The 22,070-nt window shown below is 60.8% G+C and carries 19 protein-coding genes; 7 read left to right on the top strand and 12 right to left on the bottom strand.

Features of this window, described 5'->3' with window-relative positions; all coding sequences use genetic code 11:
• Positions 1 to 2: 2 nt before the first annotated feature.
• The 4 genes from QR290_RS18165 to QR290_RS18150 form a co-directional block, all read right to left on the bottom strand.
• Positions 3 to 1,388, bottom strand: coding sequence for a UbiD family decarboxylase (locus QR290_RS18165; protein ID WP_289203274.1), 1,386 nt, complete (start codon positions 1,386 to 1,388; stop codon positions 3 to 5).
• 123 nt (positions 1,389 to 1,511) lie between these two features.
• Positions 1,512 to 2,417 carry an amidohydrolase family protein gene (locus tag QR290_RS18160; protein ID WP_007952854.1) on the bottom strand — a complete coding sequence of 302 codons (906 nt, stop codon included), beginning with the start codon at positions 2,415 to 2,417 and terminating at the stop codon, positions 1,512 to 1,514.
• A 4-nt stretch (positions 2,418 to 2,421) separates the two neighbouring features.
• On the bottom strand, positions 2,422 to 3,351 hold the full coding sequence (locus QR290_RS18155) for an amidohydrolase family protein (RefSeq protein ID WP_007952852.1): 930 nt from the start codon (positions 3,349 to 3,351) through the stop codon (positions 2,422 to 2,424).
• Positions 3,352 to 3,745: 394 nt separating this feature from the next.
• Entirely contained in the window at positions 3,746 to 4,669 is a 924-nt protein-coding gene (locus tag QR290_RS18150; protein WP_289203273.1) for a LysR substrate-binding domain-containing protein, read from the bottom strand.
• Between the two features lie 118 nt (positions 4,670 to 4,787).
• Between QR290_RS18150 and QR290_RS18145 the strand changes: the two genes are divergently transcribed.
• The 6 genes from QR290_RS18145 to QR290_RS18120 all read left to right on the top strand — a co-directional run bounded on the left by QR290_RS18145 (position 4,788) and on the right by QR290_RS18120 (position 11,950).
• Positions 4,788 to 5,252 (top strand): (2Fe-2S)-binding protein, encoded by a 465-nt coding sequence (locus QR290_RS18145; RefSeq protein ID WP_085711504.1) that lies wholly within the window; start codon positions 4,788 to 4,790, stop codon positions 5,250 to 5,252.
• Positions 5,252 to 7,456 carry a xanthine dehydrogenase family protein molybdopterin-binding subunit gene (locus QR290_RS18140; protein WP_289203272.1) on the top strand — a complete coding sequence of 735 codons (2,205 nt, stop codon included), beginning with the start codon at positions 5,252 to 5,254 and terminating at the stop codon, positions 7,454 to 7,456. The genes QR290_RS18145 and QR290_RS18140 overlap by 1 nt, the downstream gene beginning before the upstream one ends.
• Positions 7,457 to 7,462: 6 nt before the next feature.
• On the top strand, positions 7,463 to 8,353 hold the full coding sequence (locus QR290_RS18135) for a LysR family transcriptional regulator (protein ID WP_289203271.1): 891 nt from the start codon (positions 7,463 to 7,465) through the stop codon (positions 8,351 to 8,353).
• A gap of 77 nt (positions 8,354 to 8,430) precedes the next feature.
• Positions 8,431 to 9,921: a helix-turn-helix transcriptional regulator gene (locus QR290_RS18130; protein WP_289203270.1), complete on the top strand. Its 1,491-nt coding sequence runs from the start codon at positions 8,431 to 8,433 to the stop codon at positions 9,919 to 9,921.
• Positions 9,922 to 10,099: 178 nt separating this feature from the next.
• Positions 10,100 to 10,342 (top strand): DUF1652 domain-containing protein, encoded by a 243-nt coding sequence (locus tag QR290_RS18125; RefSeq protein ID WP_289203269.1) that lies wholly within the window; start codon positions 10,100 to 10,102, stop codon positions 10,340 to 10,342.
• A 954-nt stretch (positions 10,343 to 11,296) separates the two neighbouring features.
• Complete coding sequence (locus QR290_RS18120) at positions 11,297 to 11,950, top strand: trimeric intracellular cation channel family protein (RefSeq protein ID WP_289203268.1); 654 nt, start codon at positions 11,297 to 11,299, stop codon at positions 11,948 to 11,950.
• Between the two features lie 45 nt (positions 11,951 to 11,995).
• Here QR290_RS18120 and QR290_RS18115 read toward each other — a convergent pair whose 3' ends face one another.
• Entirely contained in the window at positions 11,996 to 12,763 is a 768-nt protein-coding gene (locus QR290_RS18115; protein ID WP_085687598.1) for an SDR family oxidoreductase, read from the bottom strand.
• A gap of 38 nt (positions 12,764 to 12,801) precedes the next feature.
• Entirely contained in the window at positions 12,802 to 13,869 is a 1,068-nt protein-coding gene (locus tag QR290_RS18110) for a phosphotransferase family protein (RefSeq protein ID WP_127798534.1), read from the bottom strand.
• Positions 13,870 to 14,059: 190 nt separating this feature from the next.
• On the opposite strand from QR290_RS18110, the gene QR290_RS18105 reads away from it, so the two are divergent.
• Positions 14,060 to 14,455: a DUF4280 domain-containing protein gene (locus tag QR290_RS18105; RefSeq protein WP_007958887.1), complete on the top strand. Its 396-nt coding sequence runs from the start codon at positions 14,060 to 14,062 to the stop codon at positions 14,453 to 14,455.
• 210 nt (positions 14,456 to 14,665) lie between these two features.
• Here the strand turns inward: QR290_RS18105 and QR290_RS18100 are convergent, their stop codons facing one another.
• The 6 genes from QR290_RS18100 to tssH all read right to left on the bottom strand — a co-directional run bounded on the left by QR290_RS18100 (position 14,666) and on the right by tssH (position 22,069).
• On the bottom strand, positions 14,666 to 15,208 hold the full coding sequence (locus QR290_RS18100; RefSeq protein ID WP_289203267.1) for a toxin-antitoxin system YwqK family antitoxin: 543 nt from the start codon (positions 15,206 to 15,208) through the stop codon (positions 14,666 to 14,668).
• Positions 15,209 to 15,220: 12 nt separating this feature from the next.
• Complete coding sequence (gene tssI / locus QR290_RS18095) at positions 15,221 to 17,230, bottom strand: type VI secretion system tip protein VgrG (RefSeq protein ID WP_289203266.1); 2,010 nt, start codon at positions 17,228 to 17,230, stop codon at positions 15,221 to 15,223.
• Between the two features lie 15 nt (positions 17,231 to 17,245).
• Positions 17,246 to 17,620 carry a hypothetical protein gene (locus QR290_RS18090; RefSeq protein ID WP_007958880.1) on the bottom strand — a complete coding sequence of 125 codons (375 nt, stop codon included), beginning with the start codon at positions 17,618 to 17,620 and terminating at the stop codon, positions 17,246 to 17,248.
• A gap of 7 nt (positions 17,621 to 17,627) precedes the next feature.
• Entirely contained in the window at positions 17,628 to 18,254 is a 627-nt protein-coding gene (locus QR290_RS18085) for a DNA/RNA non-specific endonuclease (RefSeq protein WP_115078356.1), read from the bottom strand.
• 180 nt (positions 18,255 to 18,434) lie between these two features.
• A complete protein-coding gene (locus tag QR290_RS18080) occupies positions 18,435 to 19,481 on the bottom strand; it encodes a hypothetical protein (RefSeq protein WP_115078355.1) in 1,047 nt (348 codons plus the stop codon).
• A gap of 47 nt (positions 19,482 to 19,528) precedes the next feature.
• Complete coding sequence (gene tssH / locus QR290_RS18075) at positions 19,529 to 22,069, bottom strand: type VI secretion system ATPase TssH (RefSeq protein ID WP_289203265.1); 2,541 nt, start codon at positions 22,067 to 22,069, stop codon at positions 19,529 to 19,531.
• Position 22,070: the final 1 nt, after the last annotated feature.

Raw genomic sequence — 22,070 nt, 5'->3', positions numbered from 1 at the left:
GTTCACGATGGCAGACCTTCAAGCAGTTGCCGCGCGCGTTCCAGCACCTCCTGATCGAGCTGCGCCTTGATCCCGTCGAACCCCGAACCGCGCGTGGCATCCAGGCCCATGCGCGACGTGGTGCCATTGACCGAGGACGACGGGTCCAGCGGGCTGCCGGGCAAACCGTCAATCGTGAAGATGTCGAGGTGCGGCTGGAAATGCGTGGCCAGTGCCCACAGCACCTGGCTGTCGTCGGTGAGGTCGATATCGCTGTCCACCGCGATCACGGTTTTCAGGTACGGATCCCAGCCGAGCAGAGCCAGCATGATCTGCCGGGCCTCGCCGTCACGGCTCTGATCCAGCGCCACGTAGCAGTGAAAATGCGTGCCGGAGTTCGGGTAATGCACGGCGGTGACGGCGGGGAAGCGCGCCTTGAGCTTCTCGCTCATTTCCGCTTCACGGGGCAGCCGCGCCAGGGTCAGGTGTTCGGCGTAACGTCCGCCCATCACGTCCACCAGCCAGGCGTCCTTGCGCCGCAACAAGGTGTCGACGCGCAGCACGTTGTTGGTCGAGCGATCCGAGGAATAACCGCTGAATTCGCCGAACGGACCTTCTTCGGCATAGGCCGTCGGGTCTATCGCGCCTTCGAGCACGAACTCGGCGTAAGCCGGCACGCCGATGCCGTAGCGCGGGGTCTTGACCAGTTCCAGCGGCGCACCGAACAACCCGCCGGCCACCGCGCGTTCATCGCTGCCGTAAGGCAAGCGAGCTGCGGCGGCGAGCATGAACAACGGGTGCGCGCCAACCACCATGGCTACGCGCAATTCTTCGCCACGTTCACGGGCGGTCTGCAACATCCGCCACAGGTGCCCGCGTGAATGCAGGCTGGTGGCCAACGCCTGACGGGCGTGGCGCATCGAGCGGTGGTAGCTCATGTTGGCGATACCGGTCTGCGGGTCCTCGGCGATGATGATCGCGTTGGTAATGTACGGGCCGCGATCACTGTCGAAATGTTTGAGCATCGGCAGCAGCGCCAGATCCAGCGCTTCGCCTTCGAACACCTCGTCGAGCACCGGGCCGGTTTCGACGTAGCGCGGCGCGATTGGCTGGTTGGCGCGGGTCTGGAAGGTTTCGTGCAACTGCGCGGCGCTGACGCCGAACAGCCGGGCAATACGCCGACGGGAGGCAAACAGATTGGTCGCCACCGGCACGCCGAGGTTGCCAACGTGTTCGCAGATCAGCAGCGGATCGCGGCCCTGAGTGGCGAGGGCATCGACCAGGGCGGTGACGTCCTGATCGGCAGAAAGGGGTTGGGTGATGGTCAGCACATCGTCCGGGTACTGGCGGCGATAGGCGTCGATGAATACGTGAAAATCCTGAGAGTCGCCGAGTGTCGAACGGGTCATGGTTTCACCTCGTAAAAAGCAGGCGCGCAGGGGTGAGGCTGGCGTTCGGTCGACAAGCCGTTGGCCTGCCGGTCGAGCGAACGCCGGGTCATCTTCGCGCCTGTAAAGTCGCTGTGTACGGGTTTAGAGGTAGGTCGTGGTCAGACGAATGTCCGCCTCGGCCAGATCCTTGGGTGGCGGGGTCGGTTCGATCCCGCACAACCGGGCGATGTTGTTGCCCAGGTAATCCTCAAGGTGATCCTCGTCGATCCCCAGGCCCTGCGGTGCCGGCGAGCACAGCACTTCCAGTTCGCGCAGCCACATGCCCGGTTCGTTCGGCGGCGAATCGGTGCCGAACACGATCTTGTTGCGCGGCAGCTCCTTGGCGAACTCGACGATCCGCGACTGGAAGCACCAGCCGGACTCGCAGTACACGTTCGGCGTGTCCATCGCCATCCAGAACGCCTCGAACGAGTAGTTGCCACCAGTCTGGATACCGAAGTGACCGATGATGAAATTGACCATCGGGAACTCGCGGATGATCGGGTAGAACATCGTCGGAATGGTGTACGGGCCGTCGCCGGTGTGGATCAGCACCACGATGTTGTACTTGGCGCAGACTTTCATCGCCGGACGCAGCCAGTCGAGTGCGCGATCCGGGCGATAGCCGTGCATGTTGGCGTGCAGCTTGAGCATCTTGAAGCCGTATTCCTTGATGTGGAATTCCAGCTCCGCCGCACCGTTTTCCGGTCCCCAGCGCGGGTTGAAGTTGAAGTTGCCGATGAAGCGGTCCGGATACTTCACACACAGTTCGGCGACATACGACATGTAGTCGCGCACGCCCTCGCGGCCACGGCGGTTGCCGTCGCGATAACCGGTGTTGCCCGGTGGCGGCTGGATGAAGCCCATGTCGATCCGGCGCGGCTTGCCGTTGATCATGTACGGGCCGTCCATCAGTTTGAGCATGCGCTCGCCGGTGAACGGTTCGCCGGTGTGGCGCCAGGCCTCGTCGACCAGGTTGGTGGGGTGCAGATGGGTGTCGATGATCATCGGTTCAGCTCCTGGCCAGTTGAGTGGTGACGGGGCGCTTGAGTTGCGCCTCTGCTTCGGAAACGGAACGCGGCGGCGGGGACGGCTCGAGGCCGATCATCCGTGCGGTGTTGTTGCCCAGGTAATCTTCGAGGGTGTCCTCGTCGAGGTTCAGGCCCTGCGGCGGCTCGTGGCAGAGCACTTCAAGCAGGCGCAGCCACATGCCCGGTTCGTTCGGCGGGGTGTCGGTGCCGAACAGGATCTTGTGGGTCGGCAGGACTTTGGCGAATTCGACGATCCGCGATTGCAGGCACCAGCCGGACTCGCAGTAGACGTTGGGCAGCTCCATCGCCCATTGCATCGGTTCGAATACGTAGACGCCGCCGGTCTGCACGCCGAAGTGAGCCATGATGAAATCGACGTTGGGAAATTCCTTGATCATCGGCACCCATTCCGACGGGATGCTGTAAGGCCCGTCGCCGGTGTGCAGCTTGACCGGAATGCCCAGCTCGGCGCATTTCTCGAAGGCCGGGCGGACCCAGTCCAGCGCGCGGTCGGGACGGTAGGCGTGCATGTTGGCCTGCATCTGCACCATCTTGAAACCGTGTTCCTTGACGTAGCGCTCGATCGCCTCGACGCCATTTTCCACGCCGCAGCGCGGGTTGTAGACGAAGCAGCCGATGAAGCGGTCCGGGTAGGTCTGGACCATTTTCAGGGTGTAGGCCATGTAGGCGTCGATGGATTCGCGGCCCGACAGTTCGCCGTCGGTCCAAGTGTAAATGGTGTTGCCCTGCGGTGGCTGGATGAAGGCTTTGTCGATGCGGCGAGGCTTGCCGTTGACCATGTACGGGCCATCCATCATCTCCAGCAGACGCTCGCCGGTGAACGGGTCACCGTCATGCCTCCAGGCGAGGTCCACGAGATCCGTGGGATAGCAGCTGATATCGATGATCATTGAAGTCGATCTCCTGATAGCGGGGAAGGGAGCCTTGCGGCTCACAGCATCCACGTCCCGGGCAATCGGCCGTTTCTATGCGCAGCACTCGCGCATTCCCTCGCCTGTTCGCATCCGGCCCGGGTGGGTGGTTGCTTGAGGCGAGTATTGGAAGGCGGGGGAGGGTTCGTACAATATTAATTGGGTGGGGTGGTGATATGCGTTCGATATGGACTCAGAATCAGAAGCCTTGCCCTCACCCCAGCCCTCCCGAAACGTCGGACCGCCCGGAGGGAGAGGTGGCCTACGGAGGTGTCTTGCGCCTTACATCGACCTGAAAGATCCAGTCGATTATGGATTCGGTAAAGCAGGTTCAGGTCGACGGATTTCTTGAGCATCCCCGGATCGGTCCCCTCTACCTCTGGGAGAGGGCTAGGGTGAGGGCAGCATTCTCAAGCGTACTCAGAGCCAACTGTTTGATGATCTCAACCACCGGCCCCACCCGCTCTGCCTGCCCATGCGGCCACACCGCATAAAGATTGTAATGCGCCGCAATCTGCGCCTCGTTCAACGCCACCAGCCGCCCGCTGCGCAACGCATCGGCAGCCAACAATCCACGTACCAGCCCCGCACCGACGTCCGCTTCGGCCGCCGCAATCAGATTCGCCGCATTATCGAAAATCACCCGCGCCGGTGGTTCGGTCGGTGTCATCCCGGCCGCATCCAGCCACGGAATCCACGACCGCCGCGTATACCCCAGCAGCGGCAATTCAAGAATCTGCGCCGGGCTCAACGGCACCTGCAATCCATGCCGTTCCAGCAGCGCCGGAGACGCCACCGCCAACACCCGATCCCCACAGATCTGCGTCATCTCGCAATCGTCCCAGTCGCCGTAGCCATAGCGCAGCGACAGGTCCACCCGTTCGAACGTGCTGCGATCGCTGCGCGGCATCGACAGGATCGTCACTTCGTAATCCGGCAAACCGTCGAGCAATTGCGGCAGGCGCGGATTGAGCCAGCTCTGGGCCAGTTCGCTGTCAACGTCCAGGGTCAGACGCTGGGCCACGCTGCGGTTTTTCACCGAGGACAACGCCCGGTCAATCTGCGCCAGACCGTCCGACAGCACGCTGGCAAACAGCTGCCCGGCGTCGGTCAGGTTGCTGCCGCCGCCTTCGCGCACGAACAGCGGCTGGCCGATGAAGTCTTCAAGAGCGCGGATCTGCTGGCTGATCGCGCTGTGGGTCAGGTCGAGCTTGCGCGCGGCGCTGGAAAAACTGCCGCTGCGTGCTGCGTGGATGAACGCGCTCATGGACTGCACCGACGGGTATCGCTTGTACATGTTGTTAGTCCTGCTTACACCGGTTGGCAGAAATCGTCGCTGGCCGCGCGTTGCCGGGGGTTCCAATAATCGGTGACCAGGCCCGCACAAAGACGGGCCGCTCTTTTGGAGCCTGACAATGATTGCATTCACGGTTAACGGCGAACGACGCGAGCTGGATGAGGCGTCCCCCTCCATGCCCTTGTTATGGGTGTTGCGTGATCAGTTGAAACTCACTGGCACCAAGTTCGGTTGCGGCATGGGCCTGTGCGGTGCCTGCACCGTGCACCTGAACGGCGTCGCGGTACGTTCCTGCCAGTTGCCGCTGGCCGCCGTCGCGGGCCACAGCATCACCACCATCGAGGGCCTGTCGCCCAACGAAAGCCATCCGCTGCAACTGGCCTGGGTCGCCGAAGATGTGCCGCAATGCGGCTACTGTCAATCCGGGCAGATCATGTCGGCGGCCGCGCTGCTCAACACCGGCGCACCGGTCAACGACGACTCGATCCGCAACGCCATGTCCGGGAATATCTGCCGCTGCGGCACTTACGGGCGCATCAACAAAGCGATCAAACGTGCGGCGAATGCGCCGAAGGAGGCGTGATGAGCCTCGTCGAAAATGCCGGTTTTGAACTGTCGCGCCGGGTGTTTCTCAAGCAGACGGTGATGGTGGCGTCCGGCCTGGCGATTGCGCTGTATCTGCCAACCGGTGCGGCGGCTGACCCGAAAACCACGGCCGCTGAATTTGAACCCAACGCCTGGGTGCGGGTGCTGCCCGACGGCACGGTGAAACTGGTGGTGCACAAGCACGATTCCGGCACCGGCACCCAGACCGCTTTGGCCGCGTGTGTGGCCGAGGAACTGGATGTGAACCCGATGACCGTGCAGGTCATCACCCCGGAAGATCCGTTCTTCGAAACCTACATTCATCCAGTCTGGAAAGTCTTCTCCACTGGCGGCAGCACCAGTGTGTCGCTGGAATACGATCGCCTGCGCATGGCGGGTGCCACGGCTCGGGTGCTACTGATCAGCGCGGCGGCGCAGCAATGGAAAGTCAGCCCGGACAGCTGCTCCACCGAGGAAGGCCGGGTCGTGCATGCGTCGAGCAAACGCAGCCTCGGCTATGGCGAACTGGCCGGCACGGCGGCGCAACTGCCGGCACCGGCCAACGTCACACTGAAGGATCCAGCGCAGTTCAAATACATCGGCAAGTTGCGCCACAAACGCGATGCAGCGGCCAAGGTCTGCGGGCGTTTCAAGTACAGCATCGACGTGCAGTTGCCGGGAATGCTGGTGGCGGTGATTCAGCGTGCGCCGGTAGTGGGCGCGAAGGTTGTTGCGGTGGATTCGGCGGCTGCATTGCAGGTGCCGGGTGTGCGCAAGGTGATCGCGGTTCCGGGGCGGCCGGACGTGCTCGGCGGCAACCTCGAAGGCGTTGCGGTGCTGGCCGAAACGTTCTGGGCCGCGCAGCAGGGCCGCAAGCTGCTGGAGATCAAATGGAGCGATTCCCCGCTGGCCGGCTTCGACAGCGCCGAGCTGCCCAAGGCACAGATTGCGGCGATCAGCGACCCGGCAACACAAACCGTCAAAGCCATGGCCCAAGGCGATGTCGCCGGACAATGGCCGCGTGCGGCGAAGCTGCTCGAAGCCGATTATACGATGCCTTACAAGGTGCAAAACCCGCTGGAGCCGATCTGCATCACCGCGCAGGTCAAGGACAAGGCAATCACCTACTGGGGCGGCGTGCAGGTGCCGTCGTCGGCACTGGAAGCGGCGCAGACCGTGTGCGGCATCGGCAAGGACAAGGTCACCATTCATGAACTGGTTTCCGGCGGCAGCTTCGGTGCGCGGGAAGCCAAATACTGGCTGTTCGAAGTGGCGTATCTGGCGCAGAAAACCGGTGTGCCGGTGAAACTGCTCAACAGCCGCGAAGACGAAATGCACGCGCTGTTCAATCACCCGGCCACGCTGCATCGGGCAAAGGGCGCACTGGATGCCCAGGGCAAACTCACCGCGCTGCAACTGCATGCGGTGTCGCCAGCCTCTCCGGAACAGTGGGAGCCGGGCTATTTCGAGCGTCCGGATCACATGGATTACAGCACCACTGAAGCGATCACCGCGTGGGACTTCGCCTACCGTCCGCCGCACCTGGAACTGAACTGGGTCAAACACGAAAGCAACGTGCCCAGCGGCTGGTATCGCTCGGTCAGTTTCATTCCCAACGTGTTCGCCGTGGAAAGCTTCATGGATGAGCTGGCCCATGCGGCCGGCGAGGATCCGCTGGCGTTCCGGCTGGCCAACATGCAGGAGCGGCCACGGCATGTGGCGGTGCTGAAACAGGCAGCCGAACGCGCTGGTTGGGGCCAGAAACTGCCGCCGGACACGGCGCTGGGAATCGCCACCAATCAGGGTTACACCAGTTTCATCGCGGTGGTGGCGCGGGTTGAAAAAGTGGACGGCAAGGCCCGGGTCGAGAAGCTGACCTGCGTGGTCGATTGCGGTCTGGCGGTGTCGCCCGGCGGTGTCGAAGAGCAGATCTACGGCGGTTTGATGTGGGGCCTCGGCCACGCGTTGTTCGATCGCCTCGACATTCAGCAGGGCAGGGTGGTGCAGAGCAATTTCCACGACTATCGCGTCACGCGCATGTCGGACATGCCGCCCGTGGACATCCTCGTGCTCGATGGTCAACCGGACAAACCGGGCGGCGTCGGGGAGCTGGGCAGCCCGTCGGTGGTCCCGGCAATTGCCAATGCGCTGTTCAGCCTGACCGGAGTGCGTCAGCGTTCCACGCCACTGAACCTGGGGTAAGCCGCCATGGACCTGCGTTTGCTGCGGTACTTCATGGCGCTGGCCGATGAGCTGCATTTCGGCCGCGCCGCCGAGCGGCTGCACATCTGCCAGCCGCCGCTGAGCCAGCAGATCCGCTTGCTGGAGGAAGAGCTCGGTACGCCGCTGTTCGAGCGCAGCCACCATCGGGTCGAGCTGACGGCGGCGGGGCAGATGCTCAAAGAACAGGCGCCGCTGGTGTTCGAACAACTCGAGCGGGCGCTGGACCTGACCCGCCAGACCGGGCGCGGGCAACTGGGCGAGCTGGAAATCGGCATGATCAGTTCGGTGATGGTCGGCGTGCTGCCCAAGGCGCTGCACCTGTTTCGCGAGCGCTACCCGCAGGTCACCTGGCGCCTGCATGAAATGACCCCGGCGGCGCAGGTCAAGGCGTTGAAGGAAAAACGCATCGACGCCTGCGTGTTCCGCGTCGGTTATGACGACCCGCAATTGCGCAATGAATTGTTGATCCATGAGCCGATCCATGTGGTGATGCCGGCGGATCACCCGTTGGCCCGGCGCGACGTGCTGGCGCCGGCTGATCTGGCGCAGGAGCCGTTTGTAGCGCTGGAATTGAAGCAGTCGCGCTTCGCCAATTTTCTCTATCAGTGCTGCATTCAGGCCGGGTTCACCCCGCAGATCCGCCAGCAAGTGATCGAGGTGCAGACCTTGCTCAGTCTGGTGCGCGCCGGGTTTGGCGTGGCGCTGTTACCCGCATCGATCGAGCAACTGGCTCCCGCCGGGCTGGTGTTCCGGCGCCTGACCCCGGCGCTGCCGCAAGTGCCGCTGTACGCGACGTATCGGGCCGACGATGCCTCGCCGGTGCTCAAGCTGTTTCTCGATACGCTGCGCGAACTGGTCGATCACGGCGCTCGGTAATCAGGGGCAAAGTTGCCCGGCACGATCACAACGGCCTGCGGTCGTAATCTTCACATGCGCGAACTTGTGGAGAACCAATGAGCCGGGACGTCCTGACCACCGAAACCAATCGCCGTCAGTTGCAGCAGATCATCGCCGGTCTGTCCGACGGGGTGATTCTGCTGGAACTCGACCAGACCATCCTCTGGGCCAACGAAGCCGCGCTGGCGATGCATGGCGTCAGTCGCATCGGCGAGTTGGGCAACAATGCCGGGGAGTATGCCGAGCGCTTCAACCTGCGCTATCGCAACAACCACACGCTGACGCCCGATCAGTATCCGATCAGCCGAGTGGCCGCCGGCGAAACCTTCAGCGACGTGCTGGTCGAGGTCACCCCACACAGTGACGAGGAACGCACTTGGGTGCACAGCGTGCGCAGCATGGTGTTGACCGATCGCGACGGCGATACCGAGTCGCTGGTGCTGATCATGAGTGACGTCACCGACTGGGCCAACGCCGAACAGCGCTTCGAAAAAACCTTCAATGCCAACCCGGCGCCGGCGGTGATCTGCCGTCTCAGCGACCTGCGTTACATCAAGGTCAATCCGGGGTTTCTGGAAATGACCGGCTACACCCGCGATCAGGTGATCGGCGCCTCGACCTATGAACTGGATATTCTCGAACAGGCCGAGCGCAAGGAGCTGGCGATCCAGCGCCTGCGCGATGTCGCGACCATTCCGCAGATGCAGGCTGAATTGCGTCTGCCGGACGGCGGCAGCAAGCAAGTGATCGTCGCCGGCCAGCCGCTGGTGCTCAACGACGAAGACTGCATGCTGTTTTCGTTCGTCGACATGGAATTGCGGCACAAGGCCGAAGTCGCCTTGCGTCAGAGTGAAGAACGCTTCGCCAAGGCCTTTCGCCTGACCCCGGTGCCGATCCTGATCTGCAGCGCCGACGAGCAACGGCTGATCGACGTCAATCAGGCCTTTCTCGATGCCCTGGCTTACGAGAGCGACGACGTTCTCGGCAAGACCGTCGCGCAACTGGATTTCATCGATGAGCCGGCGGAGCGCGCCCGCTTGCTGGCGGCGCTGGAGAAGACCGGCCGGGTTGATCGCGTCGATATGCGGATCCGCAGGAAAGACGCCGAATTGCTGGAGTGCGCGGTATCCGCAGACACCGTCAACATCCAGGACACCGTTTGCTATCTGCTGGTGCTGATGGACATCACCGAGCGCAAGCGCACCGAGCTTGAGCTGGTGGCGGCGATTGAAGAGGTGATGAAGGATGCTTCGTGGTTCAGTCGGACGCTGATTGAAAAACTGGCCAATGTGAAGAAAGTCAATTCGCCGCAACTGCCGAGTGTGTCGTTCACTGACCTGACGGCTCGCGAACGTGATGTGCTGGGGTTGATTTGTGAGGGGCTGGCGGACAAGGAGATTGCTGCGCGGTTGAAGTTGGCGCCGAATACCGTGCGCAATCATGTGGCGACGGTGTATTCGAAACTCGACGTGCACAGTCGCAGTGAGGCGATTGTCTGGGCTCGGGAGCGTGGGTTGTTTTCGGGCGGCAGTCGGGGGCAGCGGTAAGGTGCAAATGCACTAGTTCATGGGGTGCAAATTCGGGTGTTTGATCGGGCGGGGTGTTTTTAGTCTGTTGGGGGGCGACGCGTTTTTTCGTGATCGTGTCTCTTTGGAACCTGCTAATGGATCAGCCCTTTATGAATGTGTTGTTGGTTGTCGAGTCTCGTTGTGTGGAGCTGGCGCGATGATTTATCTGGCGCAGTTGCGGGCTCGGCTTGAGCGCAGTTTTTCGCCGTTGGCTTGTGAGTGTGTGGTGGATGGGGATCACTCCCTTACTGTGAAACTGTATGAGCCGGTTTCGGGGCGGGTGGATTTGGTGATCAGTGGGTTGAGTCTTGGTGCCTTGCGTACGCCGGAAGCGGTGGATGCCTTGATTGATGAATTGCGGTATGAGCTTGAGAGTAATTCTTTGCGGTCGCCCGGGTGAACTTGGCGGCCTCTGGGCCGACCAGGTTCATGGTTTTTTTGGGTGAATATCCGTTGTTTCGGGTGCTGCCGCTGGCGGTTTCGCCCTTACGGCGAGTCACCTTTTCCAAACGCCGAAAAGGTAACCCAAAAGGCTTTACCCTGACGTTCGGCCCTCGCTGTGGCTCGGGTTCCTTCGCTCCGGGATCGATCCGGGGGCATCGCCTACGGTTTGCTTCGCTGCACCTCCTCTCGATGCATGCGGCTGCGCCGCACGGTCGCTGCGCTCCCACCCCCGGATCAATCCCTCCACTCAGCCTGCCGACGGGCCCTGCGATCAAAAGCGGTACTCGAGCTAACGCTCATCGTTTTGAGTGGTGAGGGGCGGGTAGTGAGGAGTGAGGAGTGAGGAGTGAGGAGTGAGGAGTGAGGAGTGAGGAGCATAAGGCCGACTTGTGTGCTCTTCAAAACCTGAGTTCAACTCGGTGTTTCAGGTCGATGTAATTCAAATAGTCACTACGATCGGCTCCCTCTCCCTCCGGGAGAGGGCTGGGGTGAGGGCTGGTTCTCAAGGGTGTCCTCGATTCGTCGGCCCCCACGATCCAATCAACAACCCCACCCCAAAATCGACAGCCAATTCCCCCCAATCCCACCATTCCACTGGCACTCACCCCCCACTGGTCTATAAGGAATGAGTGGTTCGGTTTCCATAACCGGGCGTTGTCCTGCTCGGCGACGGGAGTTTTCTTCCATTCATCGCGGGTCATCCTATGAACAATCCTGGGAAACGCGTGTGTTCTTCGTTGTTGTCGGCTTTCGGTCTGGTGCTGCTCAGTGGCTGTGCCAGTCCTCCACCCCCTCCGCCGGCAGCGCCGCCTCCGCCACCTGAGCGGACTTGTCAGGTCATGGAAAATACCGAGGTCGCCGGTGATGCGTATGCCGACGGGCAAGTGACTCGACACATCACCAAGACTCGTTGCGTCACTCAATAACGCACGCGCCGTTGAAGGCGCGGGTCGAGTGGATTGTGCTGGTGGCCGATCTGGTCGGCACGGCGGTGTTTGCGGTCGAAGGCGCGATTGCTGCGATGCGCAGTCAGCTCGATCTGCTCGGGGTGATGGTGATTGCCTTCATCGTTGCGCTCGGCGGCGGGGTGACGCGTGATCTGTTGATCGGTGCGACGCCGCCCAAGGCTGTGGCGGACTGGCGTTATCCGGCGCTGGCGTTTGCCATGGGCGGGGTGGCGTTTGTTTTTCATGAATGGGTGCTGGGCTGGTCCGGTTCGACCCTGATTGTGCTGGACGCGGCGGGGCTGGCGCTGTTTGCCGTGGCCGGGGCACAGAAGGCGTTGAATTACGGGATCTCGCCGTTTGTGTCCATGCTGATGGGCACAATTACCGGGGTCGGTGGCGGGGTGCTGCGTGACATTGTGCTGGCGCGGGTGCCGGTGGTGTTGCAGGCGGATCTGTATGCCAGTTCGGCGTTTGTCGGCGCGGCGGTGTTGATTGTCGGGCGCAGGCTGGGTGTTCCGCCGGTGGCGGCTGCGTTGCTGGCGGGGGCGGCGTGTCTGTTGTTGCGGTTGTTGTCGGTGCATTTCGGCTGGCAGTTGCCGAAGGTTCTGGAGGCATGAAAAAGGCAGCCCTTGGGCTGCCTTTTCTTTTGCGTCAGAAGCGGATCAGGACAGGAAACCGCCGTCCACGTTCAGCGACACGCCGGTGGTGTAGCTCGACGCATCGCTCGCCAGGTACAGCACGGCGCCGGCCATTTCGCTTGGGTCGGCTACGCGTTTGAGCGGGATTTGCGTCAGCGCTTGCTTCAGGATCGCGTCGTTCTTCACCAGGGCCGAGGCGAATTTGGTGTCGGTCAGGCCTGGCAGCAGGGCGTTGCAGCGGATGCCGAATTGCGCGCATTCCTTGGCGAAGACTTTGGTCATGTTGATCACGGCGGCCTTGGTCACCGAGTAGATGCCCTGGAAAATCCCCGGCGAGATGCCGTTGATCGACGCCACGTTGATGATGCTGCCGCCTCCGTTTTCGCGCATCAGCTTGCCGGCTTCCACCGACATGAAGAAGTAGCCGCGGATGTTCACGTCGACGGTTTTCTGGAAGGCGCCGAGGTCGGTGTCCAGCACGTTGCAGAATTGCGGGTTGGTCGCGGCGTTGTTGACCAGGATGTCCAGGCGCCCGAACTGTTCCTTGATCCCGGCGAAGACCTGGCTGATCTGTTCCATTTCGCCGATGTGGCAGGCGACCGCTGTGGCCTTGCCGCCGGCGGCGATGATGGCGTCGGCCACGTGTTGGCAGCCTTCGAGTTTGCGGCTCGAAACGATGACGTGGGCGCCTTGCTGGGCCAGCAGTTTGGCGATGGCTTCACCGATGCCGCGGCTGGCGCCGGAGACGAAAGCGATCTTGCCGTCGAGGTCGAACAACTGAGTCTTGGACATGGGATTCCCTTGTAGTGAGCCTTGTTATAACGCCGTCATCAGAGGCTGGATTTGGCAATGACCTGCAGGCTCATCTGCTCCAGCAGTTTGTTCATGTGAATGAACTGCGCAAAGCGTTTGTCCTGGGTCTGGCCATGGAAGAAGCGGTAGTAGATCTGCTGCACGATGCCGGCCAGACGGAACAGGCCGTAGGTGTAGTAGAAGTCGAAATTGTCGATCTGGATGCCCGAGCGCTCGGCGTAATAGTCGACGAATTCGCGGCGGGTCAGCATGCCCGGCGCGTGGCTCGGCTGGCGGCGCATCAGTTGCACCGGGGCCGGGTCGTCGGCCTGGATCCAGTAGGCGAGGGTGTTGCCCAGGTCCATCAATGGATCGCCGAGGGTGGTCAGCTCCCAGTCGAGCACGCCGATGATCTGCATCGGGTTGTTCGGGTCGAGGATGACGTTGTCGAAGCGGTAGTCGTTGTGCACGATGCTGGAGGTCGGGTGATCGGCCGGCATCTTGTCGTTGAGCCAGGCTTTGACCTTTTCCCAATGCGGTGCATCCGGGGTCAGGGCTTTCTCGTAGCGTTCGCTCCAGCCCTTGATCTGCCGGGCGACGTAGCCTTCCGGTTTGCCCAGATCACCGAGGCCGCAGGCGTTGTAATCGACCCGATGCAGTTCGACGAAACGGTCGATGAAGCTCTTGCACAGGGCTTCGGTTTTGGCCGAATCCAGGCCCAGTTCCGGTGGCAGGTCCGAGCGCAGGATGATCCCTTTGACCCGTTCCATCACATAGAACTCGGCGCCGATCACTGAGTCGTCGGTGCAATGCACGTAGGCTTTCGGGCAATACGGGAAGCCGTCGCGCAACTGGTTGAGGATACGGAACTCGCGGCCCATGTCGTGGGCGGACTTGGCCTTGTGGCCGAACGGCGGACGGCGCAGGACGAATTCCTGGTCCGGGTATTCCAGCAGGTAGGTCAGGTTCGACGCGCCGCCGGGAAACTGGCTGATCTGTGGCGTGCCGGTCAGGCCCGGAATGTGCGCCTTGAGGTACGGATCGATCAGGCTGGCATCGAGTTCTTCGCCAGAGCGGATACGGGTGGACTGGTCAGTAAGCGCCATGCTTATCCCTTCTGCTTATTTTGGAGGCCAGACATCATTGGCTAATCTAATGGCGCGCTCGGGTCGTCACAAGCGCGGTTCGGTCTTATAGGTTAGCGTGTTGGACGATAATCACCTTTGGGAATGTGCGCGGCAGGCCGCTGGCGACTAAGGTTTAGCGCGTATGCCTTGTTCACGAAGGAGCTTTGAAATGGGCTGCCCGCAAGTCTGTGCCAGCGCCACCCTGCAATGCAGTTTCGGCGCCGCGCCGGCGGTGCTCAACGTGCTGCCGGTCAACCGCACGCTGACCGGCGGGATGCCGGCGGCGAACATCATGGATCACATTCCGCTGGTCAACGTCACCACGTTCGGCATGTGCATGAGCATGGCCAACCCGATGGTCGCCGCTGCCACGGCTGCGGCGCTGGGCGTGTTGACGCCGATGCCGTGCATTCCGGCGACCGCCACGCCGTGGATTCCCGGAGGCGCGCCGACGTTGCTGCTGGGCGGGATGCCGGCGATCGATGCCAACAGCACGTTGATGTGCAACTGGGCGGGGGTGATCAAGATCGTGATGCCGGGGCAGATGCAGATGTTGATTCCCTGAGTTTTTGCGTTTATTCGAGTACCGTCGCCCCTCACCCCAGCCCTCTCCCGGAGGGAGAGGGAGCCGATTGGGGGATATTGATGAACTACGCCGACGTGAAAGTCTTGCTGTGAATCCATAATCGACTCGGTCTTGCAGGTCGATGTATGAAGCAAGACGGCTCGGTCGGTTCCCTCTCCCTCCGGGAGAGGGCTAGGGTGAGGGGGCTTTTCAGGCCTGTTGCGGATCCGTCCACTTGCGAAACCACCAGCGCACCCGGGAAATCGGCTTGCCATCGGCATCCAGCGGCCGCCCGTCCTCGGCAAATCCTTGCTCCGGTTCCATCAGCTGCCCATTCAGATAACGCGCATCCACCGCCGGTTTGCCGTTGGGATGAAAGCGCTGGTAGCGCCCCTCTCGCACGCCATCGCGATAGAACTCCGCCTCAGCCACTTGCCCGTCGGGAAAGTAGTTGAACGCCTCGCCATGCAGCAGTCCGCGCCGGTAGGTGGCCTTGCGCTGCAACCAGCCCTCGGGCGCGTAGAAACTGGCGATGCCTTGCAGCTTGTCACGCACGAACGGCATCTGCGCCGAAACCTTGCCGTTGGGATGGTAGAGCAGGGACGTGCCCTGCAATTCGCCCTGGCTGTAATTCAGATCCGCCTGCGGGCGGCCGTCATCCTTGATGTTCAATGGGCCGTCGAGCTGGCCGTCCTGCAATCGCCCCTTGAGTTGCTTGTCATCCTGCTGCAGATCCAGCGGTGTGATCGCCATGGCTTCTCCTTGTCAGTTGACCTGCACCAGCCCGCCCTTGATGGTCAGCATGCCGCCGCCGTCCACGGTCTGTGAGGCCGCGCCCTTGTTGGTCAGGCTGATGCCGGCGTCGTTGGTCAGCGTGGTTCCGGCCTTGTTGTCCAGCGAAGTCCCGGCCTGATTGGTCATGGCGGTGCCGGCCTTCTGGGTGATCGAGGTGCTGGCGGACGTGGCCAGATCCGCGCCGCTCTTGATCGTGAAACTGCCGCCGCTTTGCAGGGTGAGGGTGCCGCTGACCTTGATCGTCAGGTTGCCGTCAACCGTCAGGCTGTAATCGCCTGTGACCTTGTCGGTGTAGTTGCCGCCGGTGCTGTGGTTCTGGTCGGCTCCAACCTTCACGGTGCGGCTGTCCTTCACATCGAGGCTGTCGCTGCCGGTCTGGATCGTCACGCTGCGTTTGCCTTTCTCCAGCGTGACGGTTTCATCGCCTTCCTTGACCGTGCGGGTGCGGGCGTTTTGCACCGTGAGGGTTTCGTCGTGGCCGACGGTGGCGGTGGTGTCGTTGAGCACGTTGATCTTCAGGTCTTTCTGCGCCTGCAGGAACACTTCCTCGGCGTCCTTCTTGTCCTCGAAACGCAGCTCGTTGAACCCGCCGCCGCCCTTGGACGATTGAGTCTTGATCCCCGACTGGGTCTGGTTCGCCGGCAAGGCGTAGGGAAGGGCGTTGTCGCCGTTGTACACGCAACCGGTGACCAGCGGCCGGTCCGGATCGCCGTCGATAAACGTCACGATGACTTCCTGTCCGATACGCGGCACGAACTGCATGCCAAAACCCTTGCCACTCCATGGCAACACCACGCGCACCCAGCAGGAACTGGTTTCGTCATTCTTGCCGTCGCGATCCCACGGGAACTGCAACTTGATCCGGCCGTATTCGTCGGTCCAGATTTCTTCGCCGGACTTACCGACGACGATGGCGGTTTGTGGGTGCATTCGGGGCTTGGGTGTGAGGCGTTGCGGACGAAACGGCGTGGCTTTGGGGATCGCTTCGAAGCGGTTGCGATAGCTTTCGTGGCTGGCGTCGTGAGTCACCCGCGTGACGACCCAGTCGATGTTCAGGCTTGCATCTTCGTGGCCGTCGAGGGTGAACCAGTGGCCCGGAATCAGCCAGCGGCAGTCGCTCTCGCCGACGAAGCGTTTCTCTTCACTGCGCAAACCGTCGACCCGCTGCTTGGTCAACTCATCGCCCCGAGCCTTGGCGTTGTAACCGCCGGGATGCTCGTAGATCGAACGCGGCCCGGCCACGGCCTCGGCCTGGCCATAGAGTGAAGTGGTCGGCGTGGTGAATTCGTAATCCGTCGCCTTGTACACCCCGGCCACCGCTTGCAGACAGACCTGGCCCGAGCGGATGCCATGTAACTCGCGATCACCCATTTGCTGGCCCAGATACTTGACCTTCGGCCCGTTGGGTATCTGCACGAAGGCGTCGTTGCTGTCGCCCAGCACCAGCGTGTGCTTGCCCTCGTCGTGGGTGAAAAACCAGAAGATGCCTTCTTCTTCCAGCAAGCGCGAGACGAAGGCGAAATCGGTTTCGCCGTACTGCACGCAGTATTCGCGCGGGGTGTAGCTGCCGGTCAGCGAGAGTTTGAAATCGGTGAAACCGTGGGCCTTGAAAATCGTCGTGACGATGTCGGAGGTGGCGAGGTTCTGGAACACGCGGTTGTTGCTGGCCAGGGTCAGCCACCAGAGCCATGACCTCAGAACCAGTTGATAGCGCTCGGCGCTGGCGTCAGCGGGGAGCTGGCGGATTTCGGCGACCAGCGCGTCGAAGGGACGGAGCTGGGCGTCGTTGTGCAGGGTGGTGGTGACGTGGGTGGCGATGGCGGAGGTCAGGGTGAGGGTGGTGCCGTCGTTGAGGCCGTTCAGGATCTGTGAACCCAGTACATTGAGGGCTTCTTCACCGGACAGCGACTCAGGGTAAAGCGCCGACAGCGAGGTGGCGGTGAGGGAGAGCGTAGTGTTGCTGTCGGTGGAGCGGGGCATCCGCATTGCCTCCGATCAGGAATTCGCAAAAACAAGTTGTGAGGATGCGATGCCATGTTGAACTTTGATGACCTGCATTGGCGTCCCGTGGGGGCAGCTCCACCCATTGAGTGAGTCAGATACTTTTTTCAAATATTTTTTCTTGACGCTGACAAACACCATGACCCGATCGCGGCTGTCCGTCTGTGCGCGGATCACACTGGAAGTAAATATCCAGGACTGAGTTTTCCGTTGTTCGGGTCTGGAGCCAATGAGTGTTTGATAGACGGTTTCACGAACATTGAATCGGCCGATTTCATTGGTATTGCAGGCAGCGATCAGTGTGACCGCGCGCTCAGGAGGGCTCAGCCTTATCTCGTGTTCGAGTGTCGGGAAAATATCGAAGCTCATAGTCACCTCACGATGCCCAGCAGCCTTGGGCGACATGTTTCGGGCTACCTTCGTGAAACTTGTACACGCCGTTGAGAATATAGAGCGGTCCAGTGCTCCAGCCTTCACCATGCTCCGTCAAAACCCGATATATCAATGGGTAATTCAACTTTCCAGGTGCTTCTGCGTAGAAAAAGTCGATTCGTAAAGATTCAGGGCAGGGAAGCGGGCAGTAAGGATTGTTGGCAGCCCCGGATGTCGAACCACCGGGTGCAACTTGCGCAACCAAGTAGCGCGAGGTGTCGTACTGTGCGGTGACTTGATACACAAACTCGATCCCGGGATTCTTCTTCACGTACTCGTAAACCATGGCTTCGTACTCATACATGATTGGATGGTTGCTACCTTCGGTCAGTGTTACCAGATTCCGAAGATCGGTTCCGCTGCCGCCCAGCTTGTTTCCAATCAGATGCCCTCGTTGATGATGTTCCGGGCAAGTACCGGACACGAATCCCGGTGGTCGCAAGGACTGATCCGGGCCCGAGCCACCGGTCATGTTGGTCGATGTCAAAGTTGCCTTTGCATACAGAGGCACCGTGACGTTGCTACCGTTTACGTTGACAGTGGTGGATTTGTATTCCGGATTCAATGGCATTGGCGTTAGTCCCGTTTAAAGGCCTGCAATCTTGAAAATTTACCAATAGGCTTGCTGCTCTCCTGAAGGGGACGGATTTATCTGTTTCGCATAAATAAATTTGTCCCCTTAAATCGTTGTCCCCTTAAATCGTTACTGAACAGAGACGTTGGCGACTCTGTTGTGATGGGCTGACCAGCCTCAAGTGAATTCCATGAGTTCCTCTTCTGCGCTTGTCGTGACCTTGCCGGCGCCTTCATACACCGTTTTGAAAACAGTGAAGTCAGTCGAGGAAAAAACGTGGGGGGAGAACTTTGGCGCCGCCCAATTGGTAGGTGATTGTCGTTGTGGCCGCAAATTACCGAATTCAGCTTCGTTTGGAAAAGAAGGATCAATCTGGTTTGCCGACAGCGTTTTAACCTTGCTGAACCAGGCACTGCACTTGGCGCATGCGGCTTTTTTACCGCCCAGATTTCCCTTGATAACGGGTTTGAAGCCACTGCCGATAATCAAAGCTCGCATCAGAGAAATTTCCGCATGGTAGCCATCATTCTCTACATATTGCAGGGCATGCGGTGTTGGAGGAGTGTTGGTTATTTTTGTTATCGGGCTCAGCACCACCGTACGTGGCAATGGTTTCTGCTCTTTGAATGCCTTGACCAAATTCAAGAGGTTATTGAGTTGTTTGGTGTTGAGGCGGGGGTTGTAGGTCAATTCAAGAATTTTTTCGGCGACCTTTGCCTTTTCCTTCGCGGTCTTGCTGGGCATGTTGGTAACGTAAAGTTTGGTGTCAGGAATGATCGGCGCGCGATCGAGAAACTTCCATCTGACCAGTTTGGAGTTTTCGTCTGTCGCCCAATTGCCATTTTTATTACCAACCTGATTGCTCTTCAGCCAGCTTTCCTGCAACTCGTATTCCGGGATGTTCTGATTGATCACTCGGTCCGTTTCCGAGAACAACACATGGAGAATTCTGGCCGCTTCCATGAGTGCATTACTACCACCGGGGTGTATGGCGGTTAGAAGCACCTCACAGGCGGCAATCAATGACTCGCCATTTTTGTTCGCTGCCACATAGATGGTACTTTCACCAGGGTGAGTGTAGGCCTGTACCTCTTCCGGGCTCTTGGTGGTGACATGCTGCCCGATGACACCCAGCACAACACTGAGGATGCAGAGATGGTTGGGATTGTGCGGTGACAAAACGTTGATAACAGGTCTCTGTTGAGGCGCGCTGGGTAACGGCATTCCATTAACTCCTGTATTTTTTTTAGCTTTCAATGACAGTACGTCACTTACTCCAACACCCACTCCGCCAATTTCCCTGTCACCTGCGTCATCAACACGTTCTCGACATCCCGCGCACCCGCCGCGCTGCACTTGGCAAGCACCGCTTTCACGATTCCCGAATCAAATTCGAACTGCTTGCCCGTCGCCGCCTTGTAGCGGCCACGCAATTTCTCCAGTTTCGCCAGCACAATCCCTTCCAGCGTCTGCTCATCCAGCGGCCGATACGCGACCACCGTCATGCGCGCCAGAAACGCCGGGCGGAAGGCTTGCAGGAGGACTTTGTGCAGCGCTTCGTTGAACGCCTCGGAACCAAGTTGTGCAACCGGCGTGTCGAGTAAAAGCTCAGCGCCGACATTGCTGGTGGCGAGCATCACGGTGTTCTTGAAATCCACCACCAGCCCGGTGCCGTCTTCCATCAAGCCCTTGTCGAACACGTTGTAAAACGCTTCCAGCACATCTGGATGCGCCTTCTCGATTTCATCCAGCAACACCACCGAATACGGTTTGCGCCGCACGGCTTCGGTCAGCACGCCGCCGCTGCCGTAACCGACGTAGCCGGGTGGTGCGCCCTTGAGTTGGCTGACGGTGTGGGCTTCCTGATACTCGGAAAGGTTGATGCTGATCAGATTGCGTTCGCCGCCGTACAAAGCATCCGCCAGCGCATACGCGGTTTCGGTTTTGCCCACGCCCGTGGGGCCGACCAGCAGGAACACGCCGACCGGCTTTTGCGGATCGGTAAGCCCGGCGCGATAGGCCTGCAAACGCTGGGCGATGGTGTTGAGTGCGGTGCTCTGGCCCATCACACGTTGGCCCATGCGCGTGCCGAGGGTGCGCACGGCGTGGGCTTCATCGGCGAGCATTTTGCCGACGGGAATGCCGGTCCAGCCGGCGATCACGGCGGCGACGGTTTTGCCGTCGACCTGTTCGGGCACCAGCGGATCGTCCTGGCGAATCGCATCGAGGCCGGCTTCCAGGCGCAGCAGTTCGGCGGCGAGGTGATCGATGCGGCTGTCGATGGCTTCGTCCGGCTTGTCGCTGTCGGCGCTTTCGCTCAACGCCAGTAATTCGCGGCGGGTGTCGAGCAGTTCGCGCACGGCGACGCGCTCTTCACCCCAACGGGTTTCCAGTTCGCGGATGGCCTGGACGTTGGTCTTCGATTCGCTTTCCAGCAGGGTGATGCGCTCGCGGTGATCAAGTCCCGTGGCCTGTTCCCGACGCAGGCGTTCGACTTCTTCCTTGAGGCTTTGCTGACGATGGCGCAGGCTCTCCAGCGGTGGCGGTACGTCGTGCTGGCCTAGGGCGACCCGGGCGCAGGCAGTGTCGAGGACGCTGATGGCTTTGTCCGGCAACTGGCGGCCAGAGATATAGCGGTGCGAGAGTTTTACCGCTTCGTGAATTGCTGCATCCAGCACTTGCACGCCGTGATGCTGTTCGAGTTTGGCGGCCACGCCCCGGAGCATTTCCACGGCGGTGATTTCATCCGGTTCTTCCACCTGCACCAGTTGAAAACGGCGGGCGAGGGCAGGGTCTTTCTCGAAATATTTTTTGTATTCCATCCAGGTTGTTGCGGCGAGGGTGCGCAACTCGCCTCGGGCCAGCGCGGGTTTGAGCAAGTTGGCCGCGTCGCTGCCACCTTCGGCACCGCCAGCGCCGATCAGCGTGTGGGCCTCGTCGATAAACAGGATGATCGGCTTGTCGGCGCTGCGAACCGCGTCGATCACCCCTTTGAGCCGCTGTTCGAACTCGCCTTTGACCCCGGCCCCGGCCTGCAACAGACCGAGATCGAGCACCCGCAAACTGACTTCCTGCAACGACGGCGGCACGTCCCCGGCGGCGATGCGCAGCGCCAGGCCTTCGACTACGGCGGTTTTGCCGACGCCCGGTGCGCCGACCAGAATCGGATTGTTCTGCCGACGTCTTAAAAGAATGTCGATGCACTGACGAATCTCGCCATCGCGACCGACGATCGGGTCGATGCTCCCGGCGTGAGCATCGGCGGTCAGGTCCTGGGTGTATTGATCGAGCACCGAGTCTTGCCGTGGCGTTGGACTTCCTGAAGATACGGAGCGCGGGCCGACATGCTCGCGAGAGTTTTCCGTCCACTCCAGCAGGTTTGCGCGCAGCGCTTCTTTCGGAATTCGCAACAAAGACGACGCGCTGTTGAGCAGCAGGCTGCGGCGCTCGTCACGGTCGATCAACGCCAATAAAAGCAGCCCGGAGCGAATGCTGTCGATGCCCAACACACTGGCCTGCACCACGGCGTCTTCCAGCAATCCCAGGGTGTGGGAAGACAACGCCGGTGTGCGCGTGCTGCCAGCCTTGAACAGGTCCAGCGCCTTGTTGATCTCCGCCGTCAGCGCATCCCGTTCCAATCCAAAACGCGGCAGCAGAAACGCAAAATCGCCGCCCTCGATATCCAGCAACTCCAGCAACAAATGCTCGATCTCGACAAAGTGATGCCCGCGCTGCAAGCACCGTTGCGCGGCGCGTTCGAGGGCGCGGCGGTTGTCCGGGTTGAGGCGTCCGATCAGGCTGGCCAGTTCCATT

Origin of the sequence: Pseudomonas fluorescens (assembly GCF_030344995.1) — a bacterium.
Lineage (GTDB): Bacteria > Pseudomonadota > Gammaproteobacteria > Pseudomonadales > Pseudomonadaceae > Aquipseudomonas > Aquipseudomonas fluorescens_BF.
Note: the sequence above shows the minus strand (reverse complement) of the source record. Positions and strands in the feature narration are given on the sequence as shown.

Coding starts and splice junctions, on each gene's coding strand:
- QR290_RS18165 (WP_289203274.1), bottom strand. CDS start 1,388: ATGACCCGTTCGACACTCGGCGACTCTCAGGATTTTCACGTATTCATC.
- QR290_RS18160 (WP_007952854.1), bottom strand. CDS start 2,417: ATGATCATCGACACCCATCTGCACCCCACCAACCTGGTCGACGAGGCC.
- QR290_RS18155 (WP_007952852.1), bottom strand. CDS start 3,351: ATGATCATCGATATCAGCTGCTATCCCACGGATCTCGTGGACCTCGCC.
- QR290_RS18150 (WP_289203273.1), bottom strand. CDS start 4,669: ATGTACAAGCGATACCCGTCGGTGCAGTCCATGAGCGCGTTCATCCAC.
- QR290_RS18145 (WP_085711504.1), top strand. CDS start 4,788: ATGATTGCATTCACGGTTAACGGCGAACGACGCGAGCTGGATGAGGCG.
- QR290_RS18140 (WP_289203272.1), top strand. CDS start 5,252: ATGAGCCTCGTCGAAAATGCCGGTTTTGAACTGTCGCGCCGGGTGTTT.
- QR290_RS18135 (WP_289203271.1), top strand. CDS start 7,463: ATGGACCTGCGTTTGCTGCGGTACTTCATGGCGCTGGCCGATGAGCTG.
- QR290_RS18130 (WP_289203270.1), top strand. CDS start 8,431: ATGAGCCGGGACGTCCTGACCACCGAAACCAATCGCCGTCAGTTGCAG.
- QR290_RS18125 (WP_289203269.1), top strand. CDS start 10,100: ATGATTTATCTGGCGCAGTTGCGGGCTCGGCTTGAGCGCAGTTTTTCG.
- QR290_RS18115 (WP_085687598.1), bottom strand. CDS start 12,763: ATGTCCAAGACTCAGTTGTTCGACCTCGACGGCAAGATCGCTTTCGTC.
- QR290_RS18110 (WP_127798534.1), bottom strand. CDS start 13,869: ATGGCGCTTACTGACCAGTCCACCCGTATCCGCTCTGGCGAAGAACTC.
- QR290_RS18105 (WP_007958887.1), top strand. CDS start 14,060: ATGGGCTGCCCGCAAGTCTGTGCCAGCGCCACCCTGCAATGCAGTTTC.
- QR290_RS18100 (WP_289203267.1), bottom strand. CDS start 15,208: ATGGCGATCACACCGCTGGATCTGCAGCAGGATGACAAGCAACTCAAG.
- tssI (WP_289203266.1), bottom strand. CDS start 17,230: ATGCCCCGCTCCACCGACAGCAACACTACGCTCTCCCTCACCGCCACC.
- QR290_RS18090 (WP_007958880.1), bottom strand. CDS start 17,620: ATGAGCTTCGATATTTTCCCGACACTCGAACACGAGATAAGGCTGAGC.
- QR290_RS18085 (WP_115078356.1), bottom strand. CDS start 18,254: ATGCCATTGAATCCGGAATACAAATCCACCACTGTCAACGTAAACGGT.
- QR290_RS18080 (WP_115078355.1), bottom strand. CDS start 19,481: ATGCCGTTACCCAGCGCGCCTCAACAGAGACCTGTTATCAACGTTTTG.
- tssH (WP_289203265.1), bottom strand. CDS start 22,069: ATGGAACTGGCCAGCCTGATCGGACGCCTCAACCCGGACAACCGCCGC.